We start from the raw sequence: 21215 nt of genomic DNA, 5'->3' as shown, positions 1-21215 counted from the left end.
CCGAACGTGGCAGGAGTGGCACGCCGCCGACTCGACGCCGAACTGGTCCGCCGTAAGCTCGCCCGCTCGCGCGAACACGCCAGTCAGCTGATCGCCGCGGGGCGGGTCACCGTCGGCGGCGGGATCGCGATCAAGCCCGCCACCCAGGTGGAGACCAGCGCCGCCATCGTCGTCAAACAGGACGACAAGGATCCCGAGTACGTCTCGCGCGGCGGACACAAGCTCGCCGGGGCGTTCGAAGCCTTCGTACCGCAGGGGCTGGTCGTCAGGGGACGGCGCGCACTCGACGCGGGGGCGTCCACGGGCGGCTTCACCGATGTGCTGTTGCGCGCGGGGGCCGCTCATGTCGTCGCCGTCGACGTCGGGTACGGACAACTGGCGTGGTCCCTCCAGAGCGATGAGCGGGTCACGGTCAAGGACCGCACCAACGTCCGCGAGTTGACGGTGGAGGCGATCGACGGGGTGCCCGTGGACCTGGTGGTGGGGGACCTCTCCTTCATTCCGCTCGGTCTGGTGTTGCCCGCGCTCGCGCGCTGCGCCGCACCGGACGCGGACCTCGTCCTGATGGTCAAGCCGCAGTTCGAGGTGGGCAAGGAGCGGCTGGGGAGCGGCGGCGTGGTCCGCAGTCCCGAACTGCGTGCCGACTCGGTGCGCCAGGTGGCCCGGCAGGCAGCCGAACTCAATCTGGGCGTAAGGGGAGTTACCGCCAGCCCGCTGCCGGGGCCGTCGGGGAACGTCGAGTACTTTCTGTGGCTGCGGGCCGGGGCACCCGAACTCGATCCCGCGGACGTTGACCGTGCAGTGGCGGAAGGACCGCGTTGACACAGAGCCGAGTTCGTACCGTATTCCTCCTGGCGCACACCGGGAGGCCCGCCGCCATCCGTAGCGCCGAACTCGTGGTCCAAGGGCTGCTGCGCGCCGGGCTGCGGGTGCGCGTGCTGGAGGCGGAGGCCACCGACCTGCCGCTGCCCCCGTCGGTCGAGCTGGTCCAGGAGGCGACGCCGGCCTCCCTCGACGGGTGCGAGCTCCTGATCGTGCTCGGCGGTGACGGGACCCTGTTGCGGGGGGCCGAGTTCGCCCGCGCGTCCGGGGTTCCGATGCTCGGCGTCAACCTCGGGCGGGTCGGCTTCCTCGCCGAGGCGGAACGCGATGACCTGGACAAGGTCGTCGATCGGGTCGTGACCCGTGCGTACGAGGTCGAGGAACGCATGACGATCGACGTCGTCGTGCACCACAACGGCGATGTCGTGCACACCGACTGGGCGCTGAACGAGGCGGCCGTCCAGAAGGTCTCCCCGGAGCGGATGCTGGAGGTGATCCTGGAGGTCGACGGGCGGCCCGTCACCGGCTTCGGTTGCGACGGCATCGTCTGTGCGACGCCGACCGGCTCCACGGCGTACGCCTTCTCCGCGGGCGGGCCCGTGGTGTGGCCGGAGGTCGAGGCGCTGCTCATGGTGCCGATCAGTGCCCATGCGCTCTTCGCCAAGCCCCTGGTGACGTCCCCGAACTCGGTGCTCGCCGTCGAGGTGCAGCCGCGGACCCCGCAGGGCGTCCTGTGGTGCGACGGTCGGCGCACCGTCGAACTGCCGCCCGGTGCCCGGGTCGAGGTGCGGAGGGGCGCGGTGCCCGTGCGTCTCGCACGGTTGCACCACGCGTCGTTCACCGATCGCCTCGTCGCGAAGTTCGCCCTGCCCGTCTCGGGGTGGCGGGGCGCACCGCAGTGACCTCCGCCGCCCCCGGCAGCCCCCGTCGCCGGCCCCCTCCGAGGAGGACGGGCGTACGGGGGACCGGTGGGCCGTTCGGGCCGGGTGAGTGCTCATGCGTTCCAGACTGCGGCCCGGCCCGGCCCCGCACCATGAGGTGCGCCGCACAACCTGACTGAGGAAAACCGCAGTCCGTCCCCCGACGCCCGGGGCGCCCCGATGGCCCCGGACGCCCCGGGCGGACGCCCCGGGCGTCGGCTTCGCGCGGATCGTGCCGCCCCTCCGGGCCACTCCCAGGGGTGACAGCCGCTTCCCCCACGCCGCTCGTCACCAGCATGTTCACCAGCGGGTTCACCAGCGTTTTCACCTGCGGGTTCAGTGAACCGGGGCAGGGGCCGTCGCACACCGGGGCCGAGACCTCGTAAGGTCGTGTCCGTGTTGGAGGAGATGCGGATACGGTCGCTCGGGGTCATCGACGACGCGGTGGTCGAGCTGTCGCCCGGCTTCACCGCCGTGACGGGCGAGACCGGCGCGGGCAAGACGATGGTGGTCACGAGCCTCGGCCTGCTGCTCGGCGGGCGCGCGGACCCGGCCCTGGTGCGGATCGGCGCGAAGTCGGCGGTCGTGGAGGGTCGCATCAGCGTGCCTCCGGGCGCTGCCGCGGTGACCCGTGCGGAAGACGCCGGAGCGGAGGTGGACGACGGCGTCCTGCTGGTCAGCCGTACCGTTTCCGCCGAAGGGCGGTCCCGGGCCCATCTGGGCGGGCGGTCCGTCCCGGTCGGACTGCTCGCGGAACTCGCCGACGACCTCGTCGCCGTCCACGGACAGACCGACCAGCAGGGGCTGCTCAAACTCTCCCGCCAGCGCCAGGCACTCGACCGGTACGCGGGCGACGCGGTCGCCCTCCCGCTGGCCCGGTACGCCACCGCCTACCGCCGGGTGCGGTCCGTCACCGGGGAACTCGACACGCTGACCACCCGGGCCCGGGAACGCGCCCAGGAGGCCGACCTGCTGCGGTTCGGCCTGGACGAGATCGCCGCCGTGTCGCCCCGGGCGGGCGAGGACGTCGAACTCGCCGCCGAGGCGGAGCGGCTCGGCCACGCCGAGGCGTTGGCCTCCGCGGCGACGGCCGGCCACGCCACCCTCGTCGGGAACCCGGAGGACCCGGAGGGCATCGACGCCGCCACCCTCGTGGCGGGCGCGCACCGCGCCCTGGAGGCCGTCCGCTCCCACGACCCCGCGCTCGCCGACCTCGCCGACCGGATCAGCGAGATCGGCATCCTCGTCGGTGACGTCGCGGGCGAACTCGCCGGGTACGCCGGTGACCTGGACGCGGACCCGCTGCGACTCGCCGCGGTCGAGGAGCGGCGCGCCGCCCTCGGACTGCTCGCACGCAAGTACGGCGGCACCGAGCAGGACGTCGCGTCCGTGCTGGTCTGGGCGGAACAGGGCGCGGCGCGGCTCCTGGAACTCGACGGGGACGACGACCGGATCGGCGAGCTGACCGCGGAGCGCGACGTGCTGCGGGGGGAGCTCGCGGGCCTCGCGGGCGCCCTCACCGCCGCCCGGCAGGAGGCCGCCGCCCGCTTCGCCGCCGCCGTGACCGCCGAACTGGCGTCGTTGGCGATGCCCCACGCCCGTGTGCACGTCGACATCCGACAGACCGACGCCCCGGACGGCGTCGAGGTCGGTGGCCGCACCGTCGCGTACGGGCCGGCCGGCACCGACGAGGTGGAACTGCTGCTGGCACCGCACCCCGGAGCCCCGGCCCGGCCCATCGCCAAGGGCGCCTCCGGCGGTGAACTCTCCCGGGTGATGCTCGCCGTGGAGGTCGTGTTCGCCGGTACGGACCCGGTGCCGACGTACCTGTTCGACGAGGTGGACGCGGGGGTCGGCGGCAAGGCGGCGGTGGAGATCGGGCGGCGGCTCGCACGGTTGGCGAAGTCCGCGCAGGTCGTCGTCGTCACCCATCTGCCCCAGGTGGCGGCCTTCGCGGACCGGCAGCTGCTGGTGGAGAAGACCAGCGACGGTTCGGTCACGCGTTCCGGAGTGAAGGTCCTGGAGGGCGAGGAGCGCGTACGGGAGTTGTCGCGGATGCTCGCGGGGCAGGAGGACTCCCAGACGGCCCGCGCCCATGCGGAGGAACTCCTCGCCACGGCGCGCGCGGACGCCTGAGCGGATCGCCGGCGGCCCGTGCGGCCCCGAACGGAGAGTCGACCGGGGGGCCGGACCGGGCCGTGCGGGGGCGGACAGTGCGAGGTGCGTGGTTCGACGGCCGCACCGGTGGGCGGGGGCCACGGGTGGCACCTGAAAGGGTGAACGTGTTCGGCGTGACCTCGACGTCGCCACCTCCCGGAGTCGAGCAGTGACGGAACGCTCGTACGGGATGGCATCCTTGGCGCGGCACCTCTTTTCGACGATCCGCTCCCGCCGACCTGCTGTACGTTCCTTCGCGTCACCCGTTCCGCGTGCCCCCCGCCTCCCGGTGTCCCGGGTTCCGCCCCGTGGCCCGTGAGCCGTGACCCTCTCCGTCGTGTTCCCCCGTGACGTGCCCCTGGGGCCGTCACCAGCCGAAACAGGAGTTCCGCCCCGGTGATCAGCCCCGCGCCCCACGGCCAGACGCCCTTGCGCACCGTGCAAGTGCTCGGCGGTGGGAGCACGGAGAGCGGTGCGCATGTGCACGCGCTGACGGCGGGGCTGGTTGCGCGGGGCGTACGGGTGACCGTGTGCGCCCCCGCGGAGGTGGGCAGGGCGTACGCGTTCGACTCCGTGGGCGCCCGGCAGGTGCCGTTGCCGCGCCGGGGCGATCCCGCCTCCGTGGCGGTGCTGCGCGCGATCTGCGCGGAAGCTGACCTGGTGCACGCGCACGGACTGACCGCCGGACTGCGGGCCGCGCTCGCGCTCAGCGGCTGGCGGTTGCCGCTCGTCGTCACCTGGCACGGGCGGGCCCCCACCCGGGGTGCACGGGCCCGGGCCGTGCGGCTGGTGGAACGCCGGGTGGCGAGGTCGGCGTCCGTGGTGCTCGCCACCTGCTGCGACTTAGTGGACAGGGCCAGGCACCACGGCGCCCGGGACGCCCGGCTCGCGGCGGTGGCGTCCCCCGTGCGGCGGCGGACGGCCGACGGGGGAGCGCACCCGCACGAGGCCGACGTCGCACCGCAGAAGGCGCGCGCGGAACTCGGCGCCGTGGAACGACCCCTGCTGGTCGCCGTGGGACCGCTGGACCGACACCAGGGGTACGACACGGTGTTGGACGCCACGCACGCATGGACGGGACTCGACCCCGTACCCCTCCTGGTGGTCGCGGGGGAGGGGCCCCTGAGGGGTGCGCTCCAGCGGCGGATCGAGACGGAGTCGCTGCCCGTGCGGCTGCTCGGGCGGCGGGACGACGTGGCCGCCCTGCTCACCGGCGCCGACGCCGCCCTGTCGGTCAGCCGGTGGGAGGCGCGGTCCGTGGTGGCGCAGGAGGCACTGCGCGCCGGGGTGCCGTTGGTCGCCACCGCGGTCGGCGGGACGCCCGAACTGGTCGGCGAAGCGGCGGAGCTCGTGCCCTACGGTGACGCGGTGGCCCTCGGGGAGGCCGTCGTACGGGTACTGGCGGACGGCGCCCGGCGCGCCTGGCTGCGGGAACGGGGGCTGGCACAGGCGGCGACCTGGCCCACCGAGGACGAGACGGTCGCCCAGGTGCTCAGCGTGTACGACGAGTTGACCCGGCCCCTGCTGCTGCGCTGACGCCCGTTCACCCGAGGTGCCGGCGGGCCCTGAGCGCCAGGCCCAGCGCCAGGACGGTCTGCGGGTCGTCGAGGTCGGTGCCGAGCAGCTCACCGATCCGGGCCAGCCGGTTGTACAGGGTTTGGCGGTTGAGGTGGAGTTCGCGGGCCGTCTCCGCCTTGCGACCCGCGTGCGCGAGGTAGCTCTCCAGGGTCGGCAGCAGCGGGGGCTTCGCCCGGCCGTCGTGTTCCCGCAGCGGGCCGATGGCCCGGTCCACGAACGCCGCGAGGTCCGGGTGTTCGCGCAGGCGCCACAGCAACAGGTCGATGTCGAGGCGCCGGGCGTCGTACCAGGGGCGGTCGTCGAGCCCCTGGGCGGCGGTCGCCGTCTCCGCCGCGTGCCGCAGACCCGCGGCGGCGGCCGCCCAGCCGCCCGCCGCGCCGACCACCACGATCGGCGTCCTGGTGCCCGCGTGGTGGAGCCCGGCCCGTTCCACGCCCGCGCGCAGGGCCGCGGCGATCCGGTCGGCGACCGCCTCCCGTTCCTCGGCGGCCCGCGGGGCGACGAGCAGCGGCACCCGGCCCTCCACCGGCCGCACGCCCAGCAGCACCGGCACGCCCACGGCGGCCACCTCCTCGGCGACCGCGCGGGCCAGCACCGCCCAGCCGCCTCCCGCACCGAGCCCGCCGCCCTCCGGCAACCGCATCACCACCGGCACCAACGGGGCGTCCCCGGGGCGGAAACCGAGCACCCGGGCCTGGTCCGGAGCGTCCCCGGGCGCGATGCGGCCCTCGGCGAGGTCGGCGAGGAAGTCGCCGCGCCCGCGGGCCGTGAGTTCCTCCTCCTGCCGGGCCTGCATCAGGACCACGGCGAGGGAGTCCGCGGCGCGTTCCACCGCGATCCGGTGGACGGGGGCGGGCGCGGCGGTCACCGGCAGCACCACCAGCCGGGCCCGCGGTGCGCCGGGGCCCGGGCCCGAGCCGGCGCCGGGCACGTCCACCACGACGGCACCGACCGGCGGGCCCTGCGTGCGCGGGGGGCGGGCACCGCGCAGCTTCTCCCACACCTGGAGCGGGTCGGTGCCGCCGGTGTCCGGTCCGGCGGCGTACAGCAGCCGCCCGTCGGGGGTCTCCAGGAAGACCGGATTGCCGCTGAACTCGGCGAGGATGCGCAGCACGCGGGGCACCCCGCCGCCGTCCAGCAGGGCCCGCGTGCAGCGGTGCGCGACCTCCTCGGCGCGTTGGAGGAGTGCGTAGTGCCCGTTGACGATCTCGGTGTGGACCTCTTCGGTGACCGTCACGAAGGGGACCTCGCGGTGCAACTGGACCAGGGGGAGCCCCACCGCGCGCGCCGTCTCGACCAGGGGGGCCGGGAGGACGGTGAAGCGAGGGCCCAGTTCGACGACGAGGGCGGCGATGCCCCGCTCGGCGAGCTCGCGCACGAAGGCCCGCTGCTCGGCGGGCCGGGTACCGAGGGCGAGACCGGTGGTGAGCAGCAGTTCGCCGCCCTTGAGCAGGGAGGCGATGTGGGGCACCTCGCCCGCGTGCACCCAGCGGACGGTGCGGTTCAACCGGTCGGCGCAGGCGACCACCTCGGGGAGCCCGCCGCGCAGGCCCGGTAGTTCGAGTGCCCGCCGTACGGTGATTCCGCCCTGGGTGCCCGACCCGTCCTGACTGTCCATGCTGGGACGCTACCCGCCCGTCGGCGGGCCCGGTATCCGGGCCCGCTCCGGGGCGGGCGCCGCCGTCCGCGGACGGCGACCCCCGCGGTCCGGCTAGCCGCCGTAGGCGCCCGAGGCGGTGAGCCGCAGGGCGGTGTCGATCAGCGGAACATGGCTGAAAGCTTGCGGGAAGTTGCCGACCTGACGTTGCAGACGGGGGTCCCACTCCTCGGCGAGCAGGCCGAGGTCGTTGCGGAGGCCGAGCAGCTTCTCGAAGAGCTTCCGGGCCTCGTCCACCCGGCCGATCATGGCGAGGTCGTCGGCGAGCCAGAAGGAACAGGCGAGGAAGGCGCCCTCGTCCCCTTCGAGGCCGTCGACGCCGGCGTCCTCGCCCGCGGTGGGGTAGCGCAGGATGAAGCCGTCGGAGGTGGACAGCTCGCGCTGGATGGCCTCGATGGTGCCGATGACCCGCTTGTCGTCGGGCGGCAGGAAGCCCATCTGCGGGATGAGCAGCAGCGAGGCGTCGAGCTCGCGGGACCCGTACGACTGGGTGAAGGTGTTGCGTTCCTTGTCGTAGCCCTTCTCGCAGACGTCGCGGTGGATGTCGTCGCGCAGCTGGCGCCAGCGCTCCACGGGGCCCTCGACGTCGCCGGACTCGATGAGCTTGATGGTGCGGTCCACGGCGACCCAGGCCATGACCTTGGAGTGGACGAAGTGGCGGCGCGGTCCGCGGACCTCCCAGATGCCCTCGTCGGGCTCCGACCAGTGCTGCTCCAGGTAGCCGATGAGCCGTAGCTGGAGCAGGGAGGCGTAGTCGTTGCGGGCGAGGCCGGTCATGTGGGCGAGGTGGAGCGCCTCGGTGACCTCGCCGTAGACGTCCAGCTGGAGCTGGTGGGCCGCTCCGTTGCCGACCCGGACCGGGGTGGAGCCCTCGTAACCGGGCAGCCAGTCCAGCTCGCTCTCGCCGAGCTCCCGCTCGCCCGCGATGCCGTACATGATCTGGAGGTTCTCCGGGTCGCCGGCCACGGCGCGCAGCAGCCACTCGCGCCAGGCGCGGGCCTCCTCGCGGTAGCCGGTGCGCAGCAGCGAGGAGAGGGTGATGGCGGCGTCGCGGAGCCAGGTGAAGCGGTAGTCCCAGTTGCGGCTGCCGCCGATCTCCTCGGGCAGGGAGGTGGTGGGGGCGGCGACGATGCCGCCGGTGGGCGCGTAGGTGAGCGCCTTGAGGGTGATCAGGGAGCGGATGACGGCCTCCCGGTAGGGGCCGTGGTACGTGCAGTGTTCGACCCACTCGCGCCAGAACTCGGTGGTCGCCTCCAGGGACGCCTCCGGGTCCGGACGGGAGGGGGCCTCCCGGTGGGACGGCTGCCAGGACAGGGTGAAGGCGACCCGTTCCCCGGCGGCGACGGTGAAGTCCGAGTAGGTGGTCAGGTCCTCGCCGTAGGTCTCCGCGTCGGTGTCGAACCACACCGAGTCGGGTCCCGCGACGGCGACCGTGCGGTCCCCCACGCGGTGCACCCAGGGCACGATCCTGCCGTAGGAGAAACGCATCCGCAGGGCGGAACGCACGGGAACGCTGCCCGTGACGCCCTCGACGATGCGGATGACCTGGGGGGCTCCGTCGCGCGGCGGCATGAAGTCCGTCACGCGGACCGTGCCCTGCGGGGTGTCCCATTCGGACTCCAGGACGAGCGAGTCGCCCCGGTAGGTGCGTCGGGTCGCCGGCGGCGGCTGATCGGTGTCGTGGGCGGGACCGAGCCGCCAGAAACCGTGCTCCTCGGTTCCGAGGAGCGCCGCGAAGACGGCGTGGGAGTCGAAGCGGGGCAGACACAGCCAGTCCACCGTGCCGTCCCGGCAGACCAGGGCGGCGGTCTGCATGTCCCCGATGAGTGCGTAATCCTCGATGCGCCCGGCCACGTGCAACTCCAGTCGAACGGCCGCCGGCCGGGCCCCGAGCGGGGCTGGCCGTGCGGTCAAGATGATCCAGTCAAGGGCGTGCCGACGGGCTCGTGGTACCGGAGACGGGCTGGGGTGGTGCCGTTTTGCCGGCCTGGCTCGGCAGCAATGTCCGACGAGGATACGACGCGCTCAGGGGTTACGGGTCCCGCTCAGGTGAACGCATTTGCGCCAAGCGAGTGAGCCCCGGGGACGTCTCGTACCACCGTGGTGCGCGCGGTAGGAGGGTTCGGTGGTGCTCTGGTGACGGCGCCGCCACCAGAACGGCACCGACGGTTTCCTCCGCCGGCCCTCCGTGGTCGCCCGGGCGCGCACCGTGGCTGGGCGCACTCGCCCGGGGTCGCTGATACGCTGGTACCCCGTGGACCGGTGGGCTCGTGGGAGTCCGCAGCGACAGCGACGAGACCCCCGAACCGCAGCGCAGGCACCACCCGATTCTTCCGGGCCGGGCGCCGATCCGCATCTCAGACAGCGACCACGGGAGCCCCCTCTTGGCCATGCCGAATCGATCCGCGACGTCCCCGACGACCAAGCACATCTTCGTCACCGGAGGTGTCGCCTCCTCCCTCGGCAAGGGCCTGTCGGCCTCCAGCCTGGGCGCGCTGCTGAAAGCGCGGGGTCTGCGGGTCACCATGCAGAAGCTCGACCCCTACCTGAACGTCGACCCCGGGACGATGAACCCGTTCCAGCACGGTGAAGTCTTCGTCACCAACGACGGAGCCGAGACCGACCTGGACATCGGGCACTACGAACGCTTCCTGGACGTCGACCTCGACGGCTCGGCGAACGTCACCACCGGACAGGTGTACTCGCAGGTCATCGCCAAGGAGCGGCGGGGCGAGTACCTGGGCGACACCGTTCAGGTGATCCCCCACATCACCAACGAGATCAAGCACCGCATCCGCCGGATGGCGACCGACGACGTGGACGTCGTCATCACGGAGGTCGGCGGCACGGTCGGCGACATCGAGTCGCTGCCGTTCCTGGAGACGGTCCGCCAGGTCCGCCACGAGGTGGGTCGGGACAACGTCTTCGTCGTCCACATCTCGCTGCTGCCCTACATCGGCCCCTCGGGCGAGCTGAAGACGAAGCCGACCCAGCACTCGGTGGCCGCGCTGCGCAACATCGGCATCCAGCCCGACGCGATCGTGCTGCGCGCCGACCGGGAGGTGCCCGTCGCGATCAAGCGGAAGATCTCCCTGATGTGCGACGTGGACGAGGCCGCCGTCGTCGCCGCGATCGACGCGAAGTCGATCTACGACATCCCCAAGGTGCTCCACACCGAGGGCCTCGACGCCTATGTCGTCCGCAAGCTGGACCTGCCGTTCCGCGACGTGGACTGGACGCTCTGGGACGACCTGCTCGACCGCGTCCACAACCCCGACCACGAGGTCAACGTCGCGCTGGTCGGCAAGTACATCGACCTGCCCGACGCCTACCTCTCGGTGACCGAGGCGCTGCGCGCCGGCGGCTTCGCCAACAAGGCCCGGGTGAAGATCAAGTGGGTCACCTCCGACGACTGCCGGACCCCCGCCGAGGCCGCCCGCCAGCTCGGTGACGTGGACGCGATCTGCATCCCCGGCGGCTTCGGTGACCGCGGTGTCAGCGGCAAGGTCGGCGCCATCCAGTACGCCCGCGAGAACAAGGTGCCGCTGCTCGGCCTCTGCCTCGGCCTCCAGTGCACGGTCATCGAGGCGGCCCGCAACCTCGCGGGCATCGCCGACGCCAACTCCACCGAGTTCGACGCGGCCACCGGTCACCCGGTGATCTCCACCATGGCCGAGCAGCTGGACATCGTCGCCGGCGAGGGCGACATGGGCGGCACCATGCGTCTGGGCATGTACCCGGCGAAGCTGGCCGAGGGCTCCATCGTGCGCGAGGTGTACGACGGCAAGGAGTACGTCGAGGAGCGCCACCGCCACCGCTACGAGGTGAACAACGCCTACCGCGCCGAGCTGGAGAAGAAGACCGGGATCCAGTTCTCCGGCACCTCCCCGGACGGCAAGCTCGTGGAGTACGTCGAGTACCCGCGCGAGGTGCACCCCTACCTGGTGGCGACCCAGGCGCACCCGGAGCTGCGGTCGCGTCCCACCCGCCCGCACCCCCTGTTCGCGGGTCTGGTCAAGGCGGCCGTGGAGCGCAAGACCGCCAAGTGACCGACGGCTCGGGCCCGCCCCCACCGGGGAACCCGGGGGCCGGCCGGCACCGACGATCACAGGCGATACGGTGAACAACCGGGGCGCGTGCCTTCACGGCACGCGCCCCGTTCGTTCGACACAGGCGCAGGCGCGGGAGGAACACGGCGATGACCATCAAGGACACCCCCGAGGAGTGGGAGATCCGGGCGAGCGACACCCCGTTCACCGGCAACAAGACCTCGGTCCGCACGGACGACGTGGTCATGCCCGACGGGACCGTCGTGCGCCGCGACTACCAGGTCCACCCCGGCTCGGTCGCGGTCCTCGCCCTCGACGACCAGGACCGCGTCACGGTCATCAGCCAGTACCGCCACCCCGTACGGCAGCGGCTGTGGGAGATCCCCGCCGGACTCCTCGACATCCCCGGCGAGAACCCGCTCCACGCGGCGCGCCGGGAGCTCTACGAGGAGGCCCACGTCAAGGCCGAGGACTGGCGGGTCCTCACCGACGTCTACACCACGCCCGGCGGCTGCGACGAGTCCGTGCGCATCTTCCTCGCCCGGGAACTGTCCGAGGCCGAGGGCGAGCGGTACGCCGTCGAGCACGAGGAGACGGACATGACGATCACCTCCGTACCGCTCGCGGAGCTCGCCCGTGGGGTCCTCGCCGGCGAACTCCACAACAACTGCCTGGTCGTCGGTGTGCTGTCGCTGGTCGCCGCCCGCGCCGGGGACGGCCTCGACGCGCTGCGCCCCGCCGAGGCCCCCTGGCCCGCCCGCCCGTTCGAGGTCTGACGCCCGCCCGGGGCGGTGTCCCGCCGCCCCGGTCCGCCGGACCCGGTCCCGCCCCGCACCCGAACGGCCCGATCGGCAGATGATCCGATCGGGCGACCTGCGCGCCCCACCCGCCGTGCTCCCCGACGATCGTCGCAGAGCGTGAACTAGGCTCTGAAAGCACCCCGTCCGGAGCCCCGGCGGGCACCTGCGCGCAGTGGAACGGGAGTGTGGCCCGTGACGGACCAGGCGGTGGACACCAGCGGTACCGGGCTGTCCGCGGACGGACGGCCCCGGGCGTCCGCGACCGCCCCCACGGACAGTCAGTTCCTCGGTCGTACGAGGGAGTTGAAGGAACTCCGGGCCGACATCGAACGCGCCGGCCTGGACACCCTGGCGGGCACCAAACCGCCCAGCGCCCGTGCCCTGCTCATCGCGGGCCGCCCCGGTTCCGGGCGCACCGCGCTCGCCGAGGAACTCGTGCGCCAGGTCGCCCACCGTTACCCCGACGGGGTGCTGCGGGCCCGGCTCGCCGACGCCGACGGCACCCCGGTACCCACCGAACGGGTCGCCCGCGTCCTGCTCGACGCCCTCGGCGCCCCCGCACCCGCGGGAGCGTCCGCCGACGACCTCACGGCCGATCTGCGCGCCGCCCTCGCCGACCGCCGCGCACTGCTCCTCCTCGACGGCGCCACCGACGCCGAACAGGTCGACGAACTCCTCCCGCCCGCCCCGCACAGCCTGCTGCTCGCCGTCACCGAGGGCCCGCTGACCGGCCTCGCCGACGTCCGGCCCTGCACCCTCGGCGGTCTCGACACCAAGTCCGCCGTGGAACTCCTCACCCAGTGGACCGGCTCGGTCCGCGTCACCGTCGACCCGTACGCCGCCGAAGGGCTGGTCGAGGAGTGCGGCGCCCAACCCGCCGCACTCGTCCTCGCCGGCGGCTGGCTCGCCGCCCGGCCCAAGGTGTCCGTCGCCGACCTCGCCAAACAACTGCGCGCCCGGGCCGACGACGGCCCCGCCCTCACCCGGGTCTTCCTGCACGCCTACGAGGCACTGCCCGCCCCCTCGGCCCGGATACTGCGACTGCTCGGCCTGACCCCCGACGGCCTCGCCGATCCGCACACCGCGTCCGCGCTCGCCGGCTGCTCGGTCTCCGCCGCCCGCTCGCTGCTCGACGACTTCACCGCGCTCGGGATGCTGCGGCGCCTGCCCTCACCGCTCCCGCAGTACCGGGTGCCCGACTTCCTGGTCCCGCTGCTGCGCACGCTCCGCGAGGCCAAGGACCGGCCGGGCGAGATCCAACTCGCCCGGGCCCGGATGCTGGAGCGCACGGTGCGCCTCCTCCAGTCCTGCCGGGCGATCACCCAGACCGACGACGCCCTGGCACAGAGTCGGCTCGCCGGCCTCCCCCGGGCCCTGCGCTTCCCCACCCCCCGGGCCGCCGCCGACTGGCTGCGCATCCGACGGCCCGCCCTGCTCGCCGCCGCCCGCGCGGCCGTCGCCGACGGCGAGCTGGACACCCTGGCGCGACGGCTGATGGCCGCACTGACCCGTGCGCTCGTGGCGCACGAGGGCGCCGTCTCCGCCGCCGCCGACCTGTACGGCATCCACCAACTCGTCCTGGACGTCGCCGAGCGCCGTGACCTGCCGCGGGAACAGGCCGCCGCCCTGCTGAACCTCGCCGACCTCGACGCCCAGACGGGCCGCACCCGGGAGGCGCTGGTCCGCTACCGGGCCGCGCTGGACGCCGGACGTCGGGCCCGTGACCCGTACGCCACCGGGCGGGCCATGGAATCCGTCGGCGGCGCCCATCAGGAGCTCGGCGACTGGTACCGCGCGGCCGACTGGTACGGGCGGGCCCTCGCCCAACGGCTGGCCCGCGACGAGCGGGAGGACGCGGCCCGCCTGCACGGCCGGATCGCCGGGGTCCAGACCTACGCCGGCCGCTACGGGGACGCCATGCGCAACTGGCGGTCGGCGGTCTCCGGCCACCGCCGGGCCGGAGACACGTCCGCGGTGGCGCGGGCGCTGAGCGAACTGGCCCGGGTGCAGGAGTACGCGGGCCGCCCGGAAGAGTCGCTGCGCACCTGTCGCGATGCGGTGGAGTGGGCCCGGCGGGCCGAGGACGTCCGGCTCCAGGCGGCGTTGCAGCTCCGGCTCGCCGACACCCTGGACCGGCTCGGCGAGTCCTCCGCCGCCCGGCTGCACCGCAGCGCCGCGGACCGGATGCTCGGGGAGGACCCCGACGGCCCCGGTGCCGCGTACCGGCCGGTCCGGCGCGGCTCCGAACCGGACGGTGGCGGTTCGGACGCCGGCGACGGCACGGCGGAGGCCGCCGCACCCCCGGCCCCGGCACCAGCACCGGCAGTGGCACCGGAATCGGCACCAGCACCGGATTCGGCCTCTGCTCCGGCTCCGGCCCCTGCACCCGCCTCGGCTTCGGCACCCACCCCAGGGGACCGCCCCCGGGCCATCGGGGACCACCCGCACCACACGGCCGGGGTCGGGGCCGAGGCGCCCACCACGGGCGGGACGCACCCGGCGGACGCGGACCCCGTCGAACGGCCGCAGGACCCGGCCGGCCGCCCGGCGACGGATTCCGGTCGTCGGCTCACGAAGGTCGAGGACCGGCCGTCGACGGCTCACCGCACGGCGCCCACCACGGCCGAGGGGCGCGCTCCCGCCCGGCCGGCGGGCGCGGACGAGCCCCCCGTGCGCCTCGGCAAGGGGCCCGTCGGAACGGCCACGGCGAATGATCCTTCAGAGGAAAACAGCACCTCAGCCTACGAAATCCGTAGTGCACCCGGAAAGGATTGATGCTTTGGAAGGCTAGACAGCGACAAATCCTTCATTAGACTGGCTCTGCCCGCGTGTTTCGTGGTGCCTTCCGGTATGCCCGTGTGCATCCGGGTCCGTAGTGCGTTGCCCCGAAAACCCTCTGAGCCAAGGACCGTGATCGACGATGAAGGTCGGCATCCCCCGCGAGGTCAAGAACAACGAGTTCCGCGTCGCCATCACCCCCGCCGGGGTGCATGAGCTGGTCCGCAACGGCCACCAGGTCGTCATCGAGCGGAACGCCGGAGTCGGGTCCTCCATCACGGACGCCGAGTTCGTCGCCGCCGGTGCGGCGATCCTCGACACGGCCGACGAGGTCTGGGCCACCGCTGACCTGCTGCTCAAGGTCAAGGAGCCCATCGCCGAGGAGTACCACCGCCTCCGCAAGGACCAGACGCTCTTCACGTACCTGCACCTCGCCGCGTCCAAGGAGTGCACGGACGCCCTCGTGGACTCCCGCACCACGGCCATCGCGTACGAGACCGTCGAACTGCCGAACCGCGCCCTGCCGCTGCTCGCGCCGATGTCCGAGGTCGCGGGTCGGCTCGCCCCGCAGGTGGGCGCCTACCACCTGATGCGCCCGAGCGGCGGTCGCGGGGTGCTGCCCGGCGGGGTCCCCGGCGTCGCCGCCGGCAAGGCGGTCGTCATCGGTGCCGGCGTCTCCGGCTGGAACGCCGCCACCATCGCGATCGGCATGGGCTTCCAGGTCACGCTGCTCGACCGGGACATCAACAAGCTCAAGGAGGCCGACAAGGTCTTCGGCACCCGGATCCAGACCGTCGTCTCCAACTCCTTCGAGCTGGAGAAGGCGTGCCTCGACGCCGACCTCGTCATCGGTGCCGTCCTCATCCCCGGCGCCAAGGCTCCCAAGCTGGTCACCAACGAGCTGGTGTCGCGCATGAAGCCGGGAAGTGTTCTTGTCGACATCGCGATCGACCAGGGCGGCTGCTTCGAGGACTCGCGCCCCACCACGCACGCCGAACCCACCTTCCCGGTGCACGGTTCGGTCTTCTACTGCGTGGCCAACATGCCCGGCGCGGTGCCGCACACCTCCACCTACGCCCTGACCAACGCGACGCTGCCCTACATCGTGGAGTTGGCCAACCGCGGCTGGGTCGAGGCGCTGCGCCGTGACCCGGCGCTGGCCAAGGGCCTCAACACGCACGACGGCAAGGTCGTCTACCGCGAGGTCGCCGAGGCCCACGGTCTCGACCACCTCGAACTCGCCTCCCTGCTGGGCTGAGTCCCGGCTCCCGCGCCGCGCCCGGCCCGGTGGTCGGGAGCGCGGGGCGCCGCCGGTCAACGGGCGATGCCCAAGCTCACGCGTACGGCCGGACCTTGTCGACAAGGTCCGGCCGTACGTATGTCGATTTTCGGGTCGATGTGGATCGCGCCACTGTGCGAACCGCACGGTCGTGTTCGTACGCGGAGTGTCGACATCGTGGTCAACTCGCCTCGAACGTAACCCTTTAACCGATTCGCACACCCGGGAAAGGCGTCGACGGCACCCCGTACGCCCTTGACAGGGGCGGGTTCCGATGCCGACACATCGTGTCGGGTCCGGTGGATTGTGTTGCTGCGGAGCGGTGACACGCCATAGAGTCGCCAAACGTCGGCATGGTGCCACGCTGACCTATCTAGAAGTTTCCTGGTCACCAAGGAGGTAAGACGACTTGTGAATGAGTCGACATTTACTCCCGGGGGTGGTCAACCAGGGGCCCCCGTACGGGGCCGGGGCCCCTCGGGGTTCGAGGCTGTCGGCTCGGTCGCTGTCCGCACCTTCGCAGCCCACCAGCAGAGTCCTCAGCGGATTCAGACAGCACACCAGAGCATGGATGGCCCTTACGTGAACGCCATGGCCGGCGGCCGAAGCGGCAACAGTCACTTCGCCGCCTACGACGACGACCTGCCCGAAGGGCACTTCTACGACCCGGACGCGGAGTACGAGCCGGACCCGGAGTACGCGGCCACGCTCGCGCCCGACGCGGCGCGCCAGCGGCGCGAGCGGATCGGCCCCACCGGCCGGCCGTTGCCGTACTTCCCGATCCCGGGCCCGCTGACCGAGCACGGACCCGCGAAGATCATCGCGATGTGCAACCAGAAGGGCGGCGTCGGTAAGACCACGTCGACCATCAACCTGGGTGCCGCGCTCGCGGAGTACGGCCGCCGGGTCCTCCTGGTGGACTTCGACCCGCAGGGTGCCCTGTCGGTCGGCCTCGGGGTGAACCCGATGGAGCTGGACCTCACGGTCTACAACCTGCTCATGGAGCGGGGGATGGCCGCGGACGAGGTGCTCCTCAAGACGGCCGTCCCGAACATGGACCTGCTCCCCAGCAACATCGACCTGTCCGCGGCCGAGGTGCAGTTGGTCTCCGAGGTGGCCCGCGAGTCGACGCTCCAGCGGGCGCTCAAGCCGCTGATGGCCGACTACGACTACATCGTGATCGACTGTCAGCCCTCGCTCGGCCTGCTGACGGTGAACGCCCTGACCGCGGCGCACAAGGTGATCGTGCCCCTGGAGTGCGAGTTCTTCGCGCTGCGCGGAGTGGCCCTGCTCACCGAGACGATCGAGAAGGTCCAGGAGCGGCTGAACCCGGAGCTGGAGCTCGACGGCATCCTCGCCACCATGTACGACTCACGCACCGTGCACAGCCGTGAGGTGCTGGCCCGGGTGGTCGAGGCGTTCGACGACCACGTCTACCACACCGTGATCGGCCGGACGGTGCGCTTCCCGGAGACCACGGTCGCGGGTGAGCCCATCACCACGTACGCGTCGAACTCCGTCGGTGCCGCCGCCTACCGTCAGCTCGCCAGGGAGGTGCTCGCCCGGTGTCACGCCGAGTGAGTCTGCCCGGAGCCGACGAGCTGTTCCGCACCACCGGGGGGACGGCGCTCCAGGCGTCCTCCCCCCGGCGCCCGGCGAGCGGTGAGCCCCGGGTGCCGCCGCCGGCCGCCGGCGAGGAGGCCGCCGTCGAGGAGACGACCTCCTCGCGCCGGTCGGCGGCCCAGGTCCCCGGGCGTCGGGAGGCGCCGGCGTCCACTGGCGGGGAGGGCGAGCACACGGTCGCGGAGGCCGATGCGGCCGACTCCCGCACCCGGACCTCCGAGCGCGGCACCGAGCGGTCCTCCGACGCCGTGGACCAGCCCCTCGTACGCCCCGCCGGACGCCGTACGGCGGAGGGCGATGCCGGCACCCCGAGCGGGTCCACGGGGTCCCCACGGGGCACGCAGCCGGGCGCCGCGGCCGGGGCGTCCCGGCGCCGGGGCCGGTCGGCGACCCGACGGCCCAGCGGCCGGGAGCGGCACGACGAGAAGATCACCGTGTACGTCTCCGCCGAGGAACTGATGGACCTGGAGCACGCCCGGCTGGTGCTCCGGGGCGAGCACGGGCTCGCGGTGGACCGGGGGCGGATCGTGCGGGAGGCGGTGGCCGTGGTGCTCGCCGACCTCGAATCGCGCGGTGACGCGAGCATCCTGGTGCGGCGGCTCCGTGGGCGTTAGCCCTCGACGGGGGCGACGCGTTCTGGGTAAGGGCCCCGGGGGCGGGGCGGGGGCCACGGCGGAAGCGACCGGGTCCGCGGACACGGGTTCCGAGCAGTCCGTACGGCCCGAGCAGCCCGTACCGGCCGAGCAGTCCCGACGAGCGGACGGGCTCCGGGCGGGCGACGGCGACAACGACGACGGCTACGACGACGACAACGACGGCGACGCCGGAACGAGCACGGCTCCCCGGACGGAGCCCGACAGGGATCACGCACCCGGCGGGACCACCTCAGCCGCGGCTGACGGCGGGTTCCAGGTCCGGCTGGCGAACTTCGAGGGTCCGTTCGACCTCCTGCTGCAACTGATCTCACGGCACCGACTGGACGTGACCGAGGTGGCGCTGTCCACCGTCACCGACGAGTTCATGGCCTACATCCGGCGCCTGGGGCCCGACTGGGACCTGGACGAGACCACCGAGTTCCTGGTGGTCGCGGCGACCCTGCTCGACCTCAAGACGGCCCGGCTGCTGCCGACCGCCGTGGTCGAGGACGAGGCGGACCTCGCCCTTCTGGAGGCGCGTGACCTGCTCTTCGCACGACTGCTCCAGTACCGCGCGTACAAGCAGATCGCGGACCTCTTCGGCGACCGCCTTGAGCAGGAGGCCCGGCGCTGGCCGCGCACCGTCGGCCTGGAGCCGCACCACGCCGAGCTGCTGCCCGACGTGGTGATCGGCATCGGCGCCGAGGGGTTCGCACGGCTCGCCGTGAAGGCCATGCAACCGAGGCCCGAGCCCCAGGTGTACGTCGACCACATCCACGCCCCGCTGGTCAGCGTGCAGGAGCAGGCGGCGGTCGTCGTCGCACTGTTGCGCGAGCGGGGCCGGGCGAGCTTCGGGGAGCTGATCGAGGGCACCGAGGACACGCTCACCGTGGTGGCGCGGTTCCTGGCCCTGCTGGAGCTGTACCGGGAGAAGGCCGTGGCGCTCGACCAGGAGAGGGCGCTCGGCGAACTGGTGGTGAGCTGGACGGGCGGTGACGGGGACGGCGGGCCCCGTGTCACCGACGAGTTCGACCGGCCCGCGACGGACCCCGAGCACGGCGGTGCGGACCGGGACGACACGGGTGCCGGGCAGCAGCCCGGCACCCGGACGGCGGAGAGTGCGGCGTGAACGAGCTGGGCGGCGACGGTCAGGGCGACGGCGGGGTGGGCGCCCCCACGACGAAGGGGGAGGTCGCCGGGCTGGACCTGGGGCCCGCGCTGGAGGCCGTGCTGATGGTGGTCGACGAGCCGGCCACCGAGGAGCACCTGGCGAAGGTCCTCCAGCGTCCCCGACGACAGGTCGCCGAGGCCCTGCGGGAGCTGGCCGACGAGTACGCGGTCCAGGGCCGCGGCTTCGAGCTGCGCCTCGTCGCGGGCGGCTGGCGCTACTACACCCGCCCCGCGTACGCGGCGGCGGTCGAGGGCTTCGTCCTCGACGGCCAGCACGCCCGGCTCACCCAGGCCGCGCTGGAGACCCTCGCGGTCGTCGCGTACCGGCAGCCGGTCAGCCGTTCCCGGGTCTCCGCGGTGCGCGGGGTGAACTGTGACGGGGTGATGCGGACCCTCCTCCAGCGCGGGCTGGTGGAGGAGGCGGGCACGGAACCCGAAACAAGTGCGATCCTGTACAGGACGACGAACTACTTCCTGGAGCGGATGGGCCTGCGCGGCCTGGACGAGCTTCCGGAGCTCGCGCCCTTCCTCCCCGAGGCGGAGGCGATCGAGGCCGAGACGCAGGAGGGCGTACCGTCGTTCGATCCGGACGCTCCCGACTCCGGGACCTTCGACGCAGACGACAAGACGGAACTTTGATGCGAAGCAGCGGCAGCGACAGGAACAGCGGACGCGGTAACCCCCGCGGCGCGGGCAATGGGCGCGACGACAAGCAGAAGCGCGCCGGGCGGCCCCGCCCTGAGGAGCGCCGTCACCAGACGGGCGCGTCCGGCGGCGCCGGCGGTTCCGGCAGCGGGGGCCCCGACGGCGGGCGGGGTGGCCGCGGCGCCGCGGCGCGCGGGGGTGCCAAGGGCCGTCCCAAGCAGTCCGCCCAGGGCCGGGGCGACCGCACGGCCCCGGGGCGCTCCCGGGAGTACGACGTACGGGCCGAGGAGCGCAACCGGGAGCGCTACGCGGAGAAGAAGCAGGTCCAGACCCCCAAGACCTTCCCGGGCGCCGAGCAGGAGGGCGAGCGGCTCCAGAAGGTGCTGGCCCGCGCGGGTTACGGTTCGCGCCGCGCCTGCGAGGAGCTGATCGAGAACGCGCGCGTGGAGGTCAACGGCTCCATCGTGATGGAGCAGGGGCTGCGCGTGGACCCGATGAACGACGAGATCAAGGTCGACGGGCTCACCGTGGCCACGCAGTCGTACCAGTTCTTCTCGTTGAACAAGCCCGCGGGCGTGGTGTCGACGATGGAGGACCCGGACGGCCGCCAGTGCCTCGGCGACTACGTCACCAACCGGGAGACGCGGCTCTTCCACGTCGGACGGCTCGACACCGAGACCGAGGGCGTGATCCTGCTCACCAACCACGGTGAGTTGGCGCACCGCCTGACGCACCCCAAGTACGGCGTCAAGAAGACCTACCTGGCGCACATCGTCGGCCCCATCCCGCGCGACCTGGGCAAGCAGCTCAAGGACGGCATCCAGCTGGAGGACGGCTACGCCCGCGCCGACCACTTCCGGGTGGTGGAGCAGACCGGCAAGAACTACCTGGTCGAGGTGACCCTGCACGAGGGGCGCAAGCACATCGTGCGCCGGATGCTCGCGGAGGCCGGGTTCCCCGTCGACAAGCTGGTCCGGGTGGCGTTCGGACCGATCACCCTGGGCGACCAGAAGTCCGGCTGGCTGCGCAGGCTGTCCAACACGGAGGTCGGCATGCTGATGAACGAGGTCGACCTGTAGGCGGCGCCCCTTCCGTCCACCGA

At 73.0% G+C, this 21215-nt stretch carries 14 protein-coding genes and 1 pseudogene; 13 read left to right on the top strand and 2 right to left on the bottom strand.

Annotation, left to right across the window (positions count from 1 at the left end; all coding sequences use genetic code 11):
• Nucleotides 1-6 precede the first annotated feature (6 nt).
• The 4 genes from ACFV88_RS30305 (at nucleotide 7) to ACFV88_RS30290 (ending at nucleotide 5435) form a co-directional block, all read left to right on the top strand.
• Entirely contained in the window at nucleotides 7-822 is an 816-nt protein-coding gene (locus ACFV88_RS30305; protein WP_385495227.1) for a TlyA family RNA methyltransferase, read from the top strand.
• The gene (locus tag ACFV88_RS30300; RefSeq protein WP_385495226.1) at nucleotides 819-1724 is read left to right on the top strand and encodes an NAD kinase; all 906 of its coding nucleotides are present in this window, start codon (nucleotides 819-821) and stop codon (nucleotides 1722-1724) included. Before ACFV88_RS30305 ends, ACFV88_RS30300 begins: the two co-directional genes overlap by 4 nt.
• Nucleotides 1725-2150: 426 nt before the next feature.
• Nucleotides 2151-3878 carry a DNA repair protein RecN gene (gene recN, locus ACFV88_RS30295; RefSeq protein WP_385495238.1) on the top strand — a complete coding sequence of 576 codons (1728 nt, stop codon included), beginning with the start codon at nucleotides 2151-2153 and terminating at the stop codon, nucleotides 3876-3878.
• 417 nt (nucleotides 3879-4295) lie between these two features.
• Nucleotides 4296-5435, top strand: a complete 1140-nt coding sequence (locus ACFV88_RS30290; protein WP_385495225.1) for a glycosyltransferase family 4 protein — start codon at nucleotides 4296-4298, stop codon at nucleotides 5433-5435.
• A gap of 7 nt (nucleotides 5436-5442) precedes the next feature.
• Here ACFV88_RS30290 and ACFV88_RS30285 read toward each other — a convergent pair whose 3' ends face one another.
• The gene (locus ACFV88_RS30285; protein WP_385495224.1) at nucleotides 5443-7095 is read right to left on the bottom strand and encodes a PucR family transcriptional regulator; all 1653 of its coding nucleotides are present in this window, start codon (nucleotides 7093-7095) and stop codon (nucleotides 5443-5445) included.
• Nucleotides 7096-7188: 93 nt separating this feature from the next.
• Nucleotides 7189-8988 carry a glycoside hydrolase family 15 protein gene (locus tag ACFV88_RS30280; RefSeq protein ID WP_385495237.1) on the bottom strand — a complete coding sequence of 600 codons (1800 nt, stop codon included), beginning with the start codon at nucleotides 8986-8988 and terminating at the stop codon, nucleotides 7189-7191.
• A gap of 536 nt (nucleotides 8989-9524) precedes the next feature.
• On the opposite strand from ACFV88_RS30280, the gene ACFV88_RS30275 reads away from it, so the two are divergent.
• The 9 genes and pseudogenes from ACFV88_RS30275 (at nucleotide 9525) to ACFV88_RS30235 (ending at nucleotide 21192) form a co-directional block, all read left to right on the top strand.
• Nucleotides 9525-11183: a CTP synthase gene (locus ACFV88_RS30275; protein ID WP_385495223.1), complete on the top strand. Its 1659-nt coding sequence runs from the start codon at nucleotides 9525-9527 to the stop codon at nucleotides 11181-11183.
• Between the two features lie 149 nt (nucleotides 11184-11332).
• A complete protein-coding gene (locus ACFV88_RS30270) occupies nucleotides 11333-11959 on the top strand; it encodes an NUDIX domain-containing protein (protein ID WP_385495222.1) in 627 nt (208 codons plus the stop codon).
• A gap of 216 nt (nucleotides 11960-12175) precedes the next feature.
• Nucleotides 12176-14186 (top strand): annotated as a pseudogene (locus tag ACFV88_RS30265) (AAA family ATPase); the annotation flags it as partial.
• A gap of 717 nt (nucleotides 14187-14903) precedes the next feature.
• Entirely contained in the window at nucleotides 14904-16019 is a 1116-nt protein-coding gene (gene ald / locus ACFV88_RS30260) for an alanine dehydrogenase (protein ID WP_385495221.1), read from the top strand.
• Between the two features lie 432 nt (nucleotides 16020-16451).
• On the top strand, nucleotides 16452-17621 hold the full coding sequence (locus ACFV88_RS30255; protein ID WP_385495220.1) for a ParA family protein: 1170 nt from the start codon (nucleotides 16452-16454) through the stop codon (nucleotides 17619-17621).
• Nucleotides 17606-18277 carry a hypothetical protein gene (locus tag ACFV88_RS30250; protein WP_385495219.1) on the top strand — a complete coding sequence of 224 codons (672 nt, stop codon included), beginning with the start codon at nucleotides 17606-17608 and terminating at the stop codon, nucleotides 18275-18277. Before ACFV88_RS30255 ends, ACFV88_RS30250 begins: the two co-directional genes overlap by 16 nt.
• Nucleotides 18237-19427 (top strand): segregation and condensation protein A, encoded by a 1191-nt coding sequence (locus ACFV88_RS30245; RefSeq protein ID WP_385495218.1) that lies wholly within the window; start codon nucleotides 18237-18239, stop codon nucleotides 19425-19427. Before ACFV88_RS30250 ends, ACFV88_RS30245 begins: the two co-directional genes overlap by 41 nt.
• A 5-nt stretch (nucleotides 19428-19432) precedes the next feature.
• Entirely contained in the window at nucleotides 19433-20107 is a 675-nt protein-coding gene (gene scpB, locus ACFV88_RS30240; RefSeq protein ID WP_385495236.1) for an SMC-Scp complex subunit ScpB, read from the top strand.
• A complete protein-coding gene (locus ACFV88_RS30235; RefSeq protein WP_385495217.1) occupies nucleotides 20107-21192 on the top strand; it encodes a pseudouridine synthase in 1086 nt (361 codons plus the stop codon). The genes scpB and ACFV88_RS30235 overlap by 1 nt, the downstream gene beginning before the upstream one ends.
• Nucleotides 21193-21215 lie beyond the last annotated feature (23 nt).

Source organism: Streptomyces sp. NPDC059816 (assembly GCF_042732055.1).
Classification (GTDB): domain Bacteria; phylum Actinomycetota; class Actinomycetes; order Streptomycetales; family Streptomycetaceae; genus Streptomyces.
Note: the sequence above shows the minus strand (reverse complement) of the source record. Positions and strands in the feature narration are given on the sequence as shown.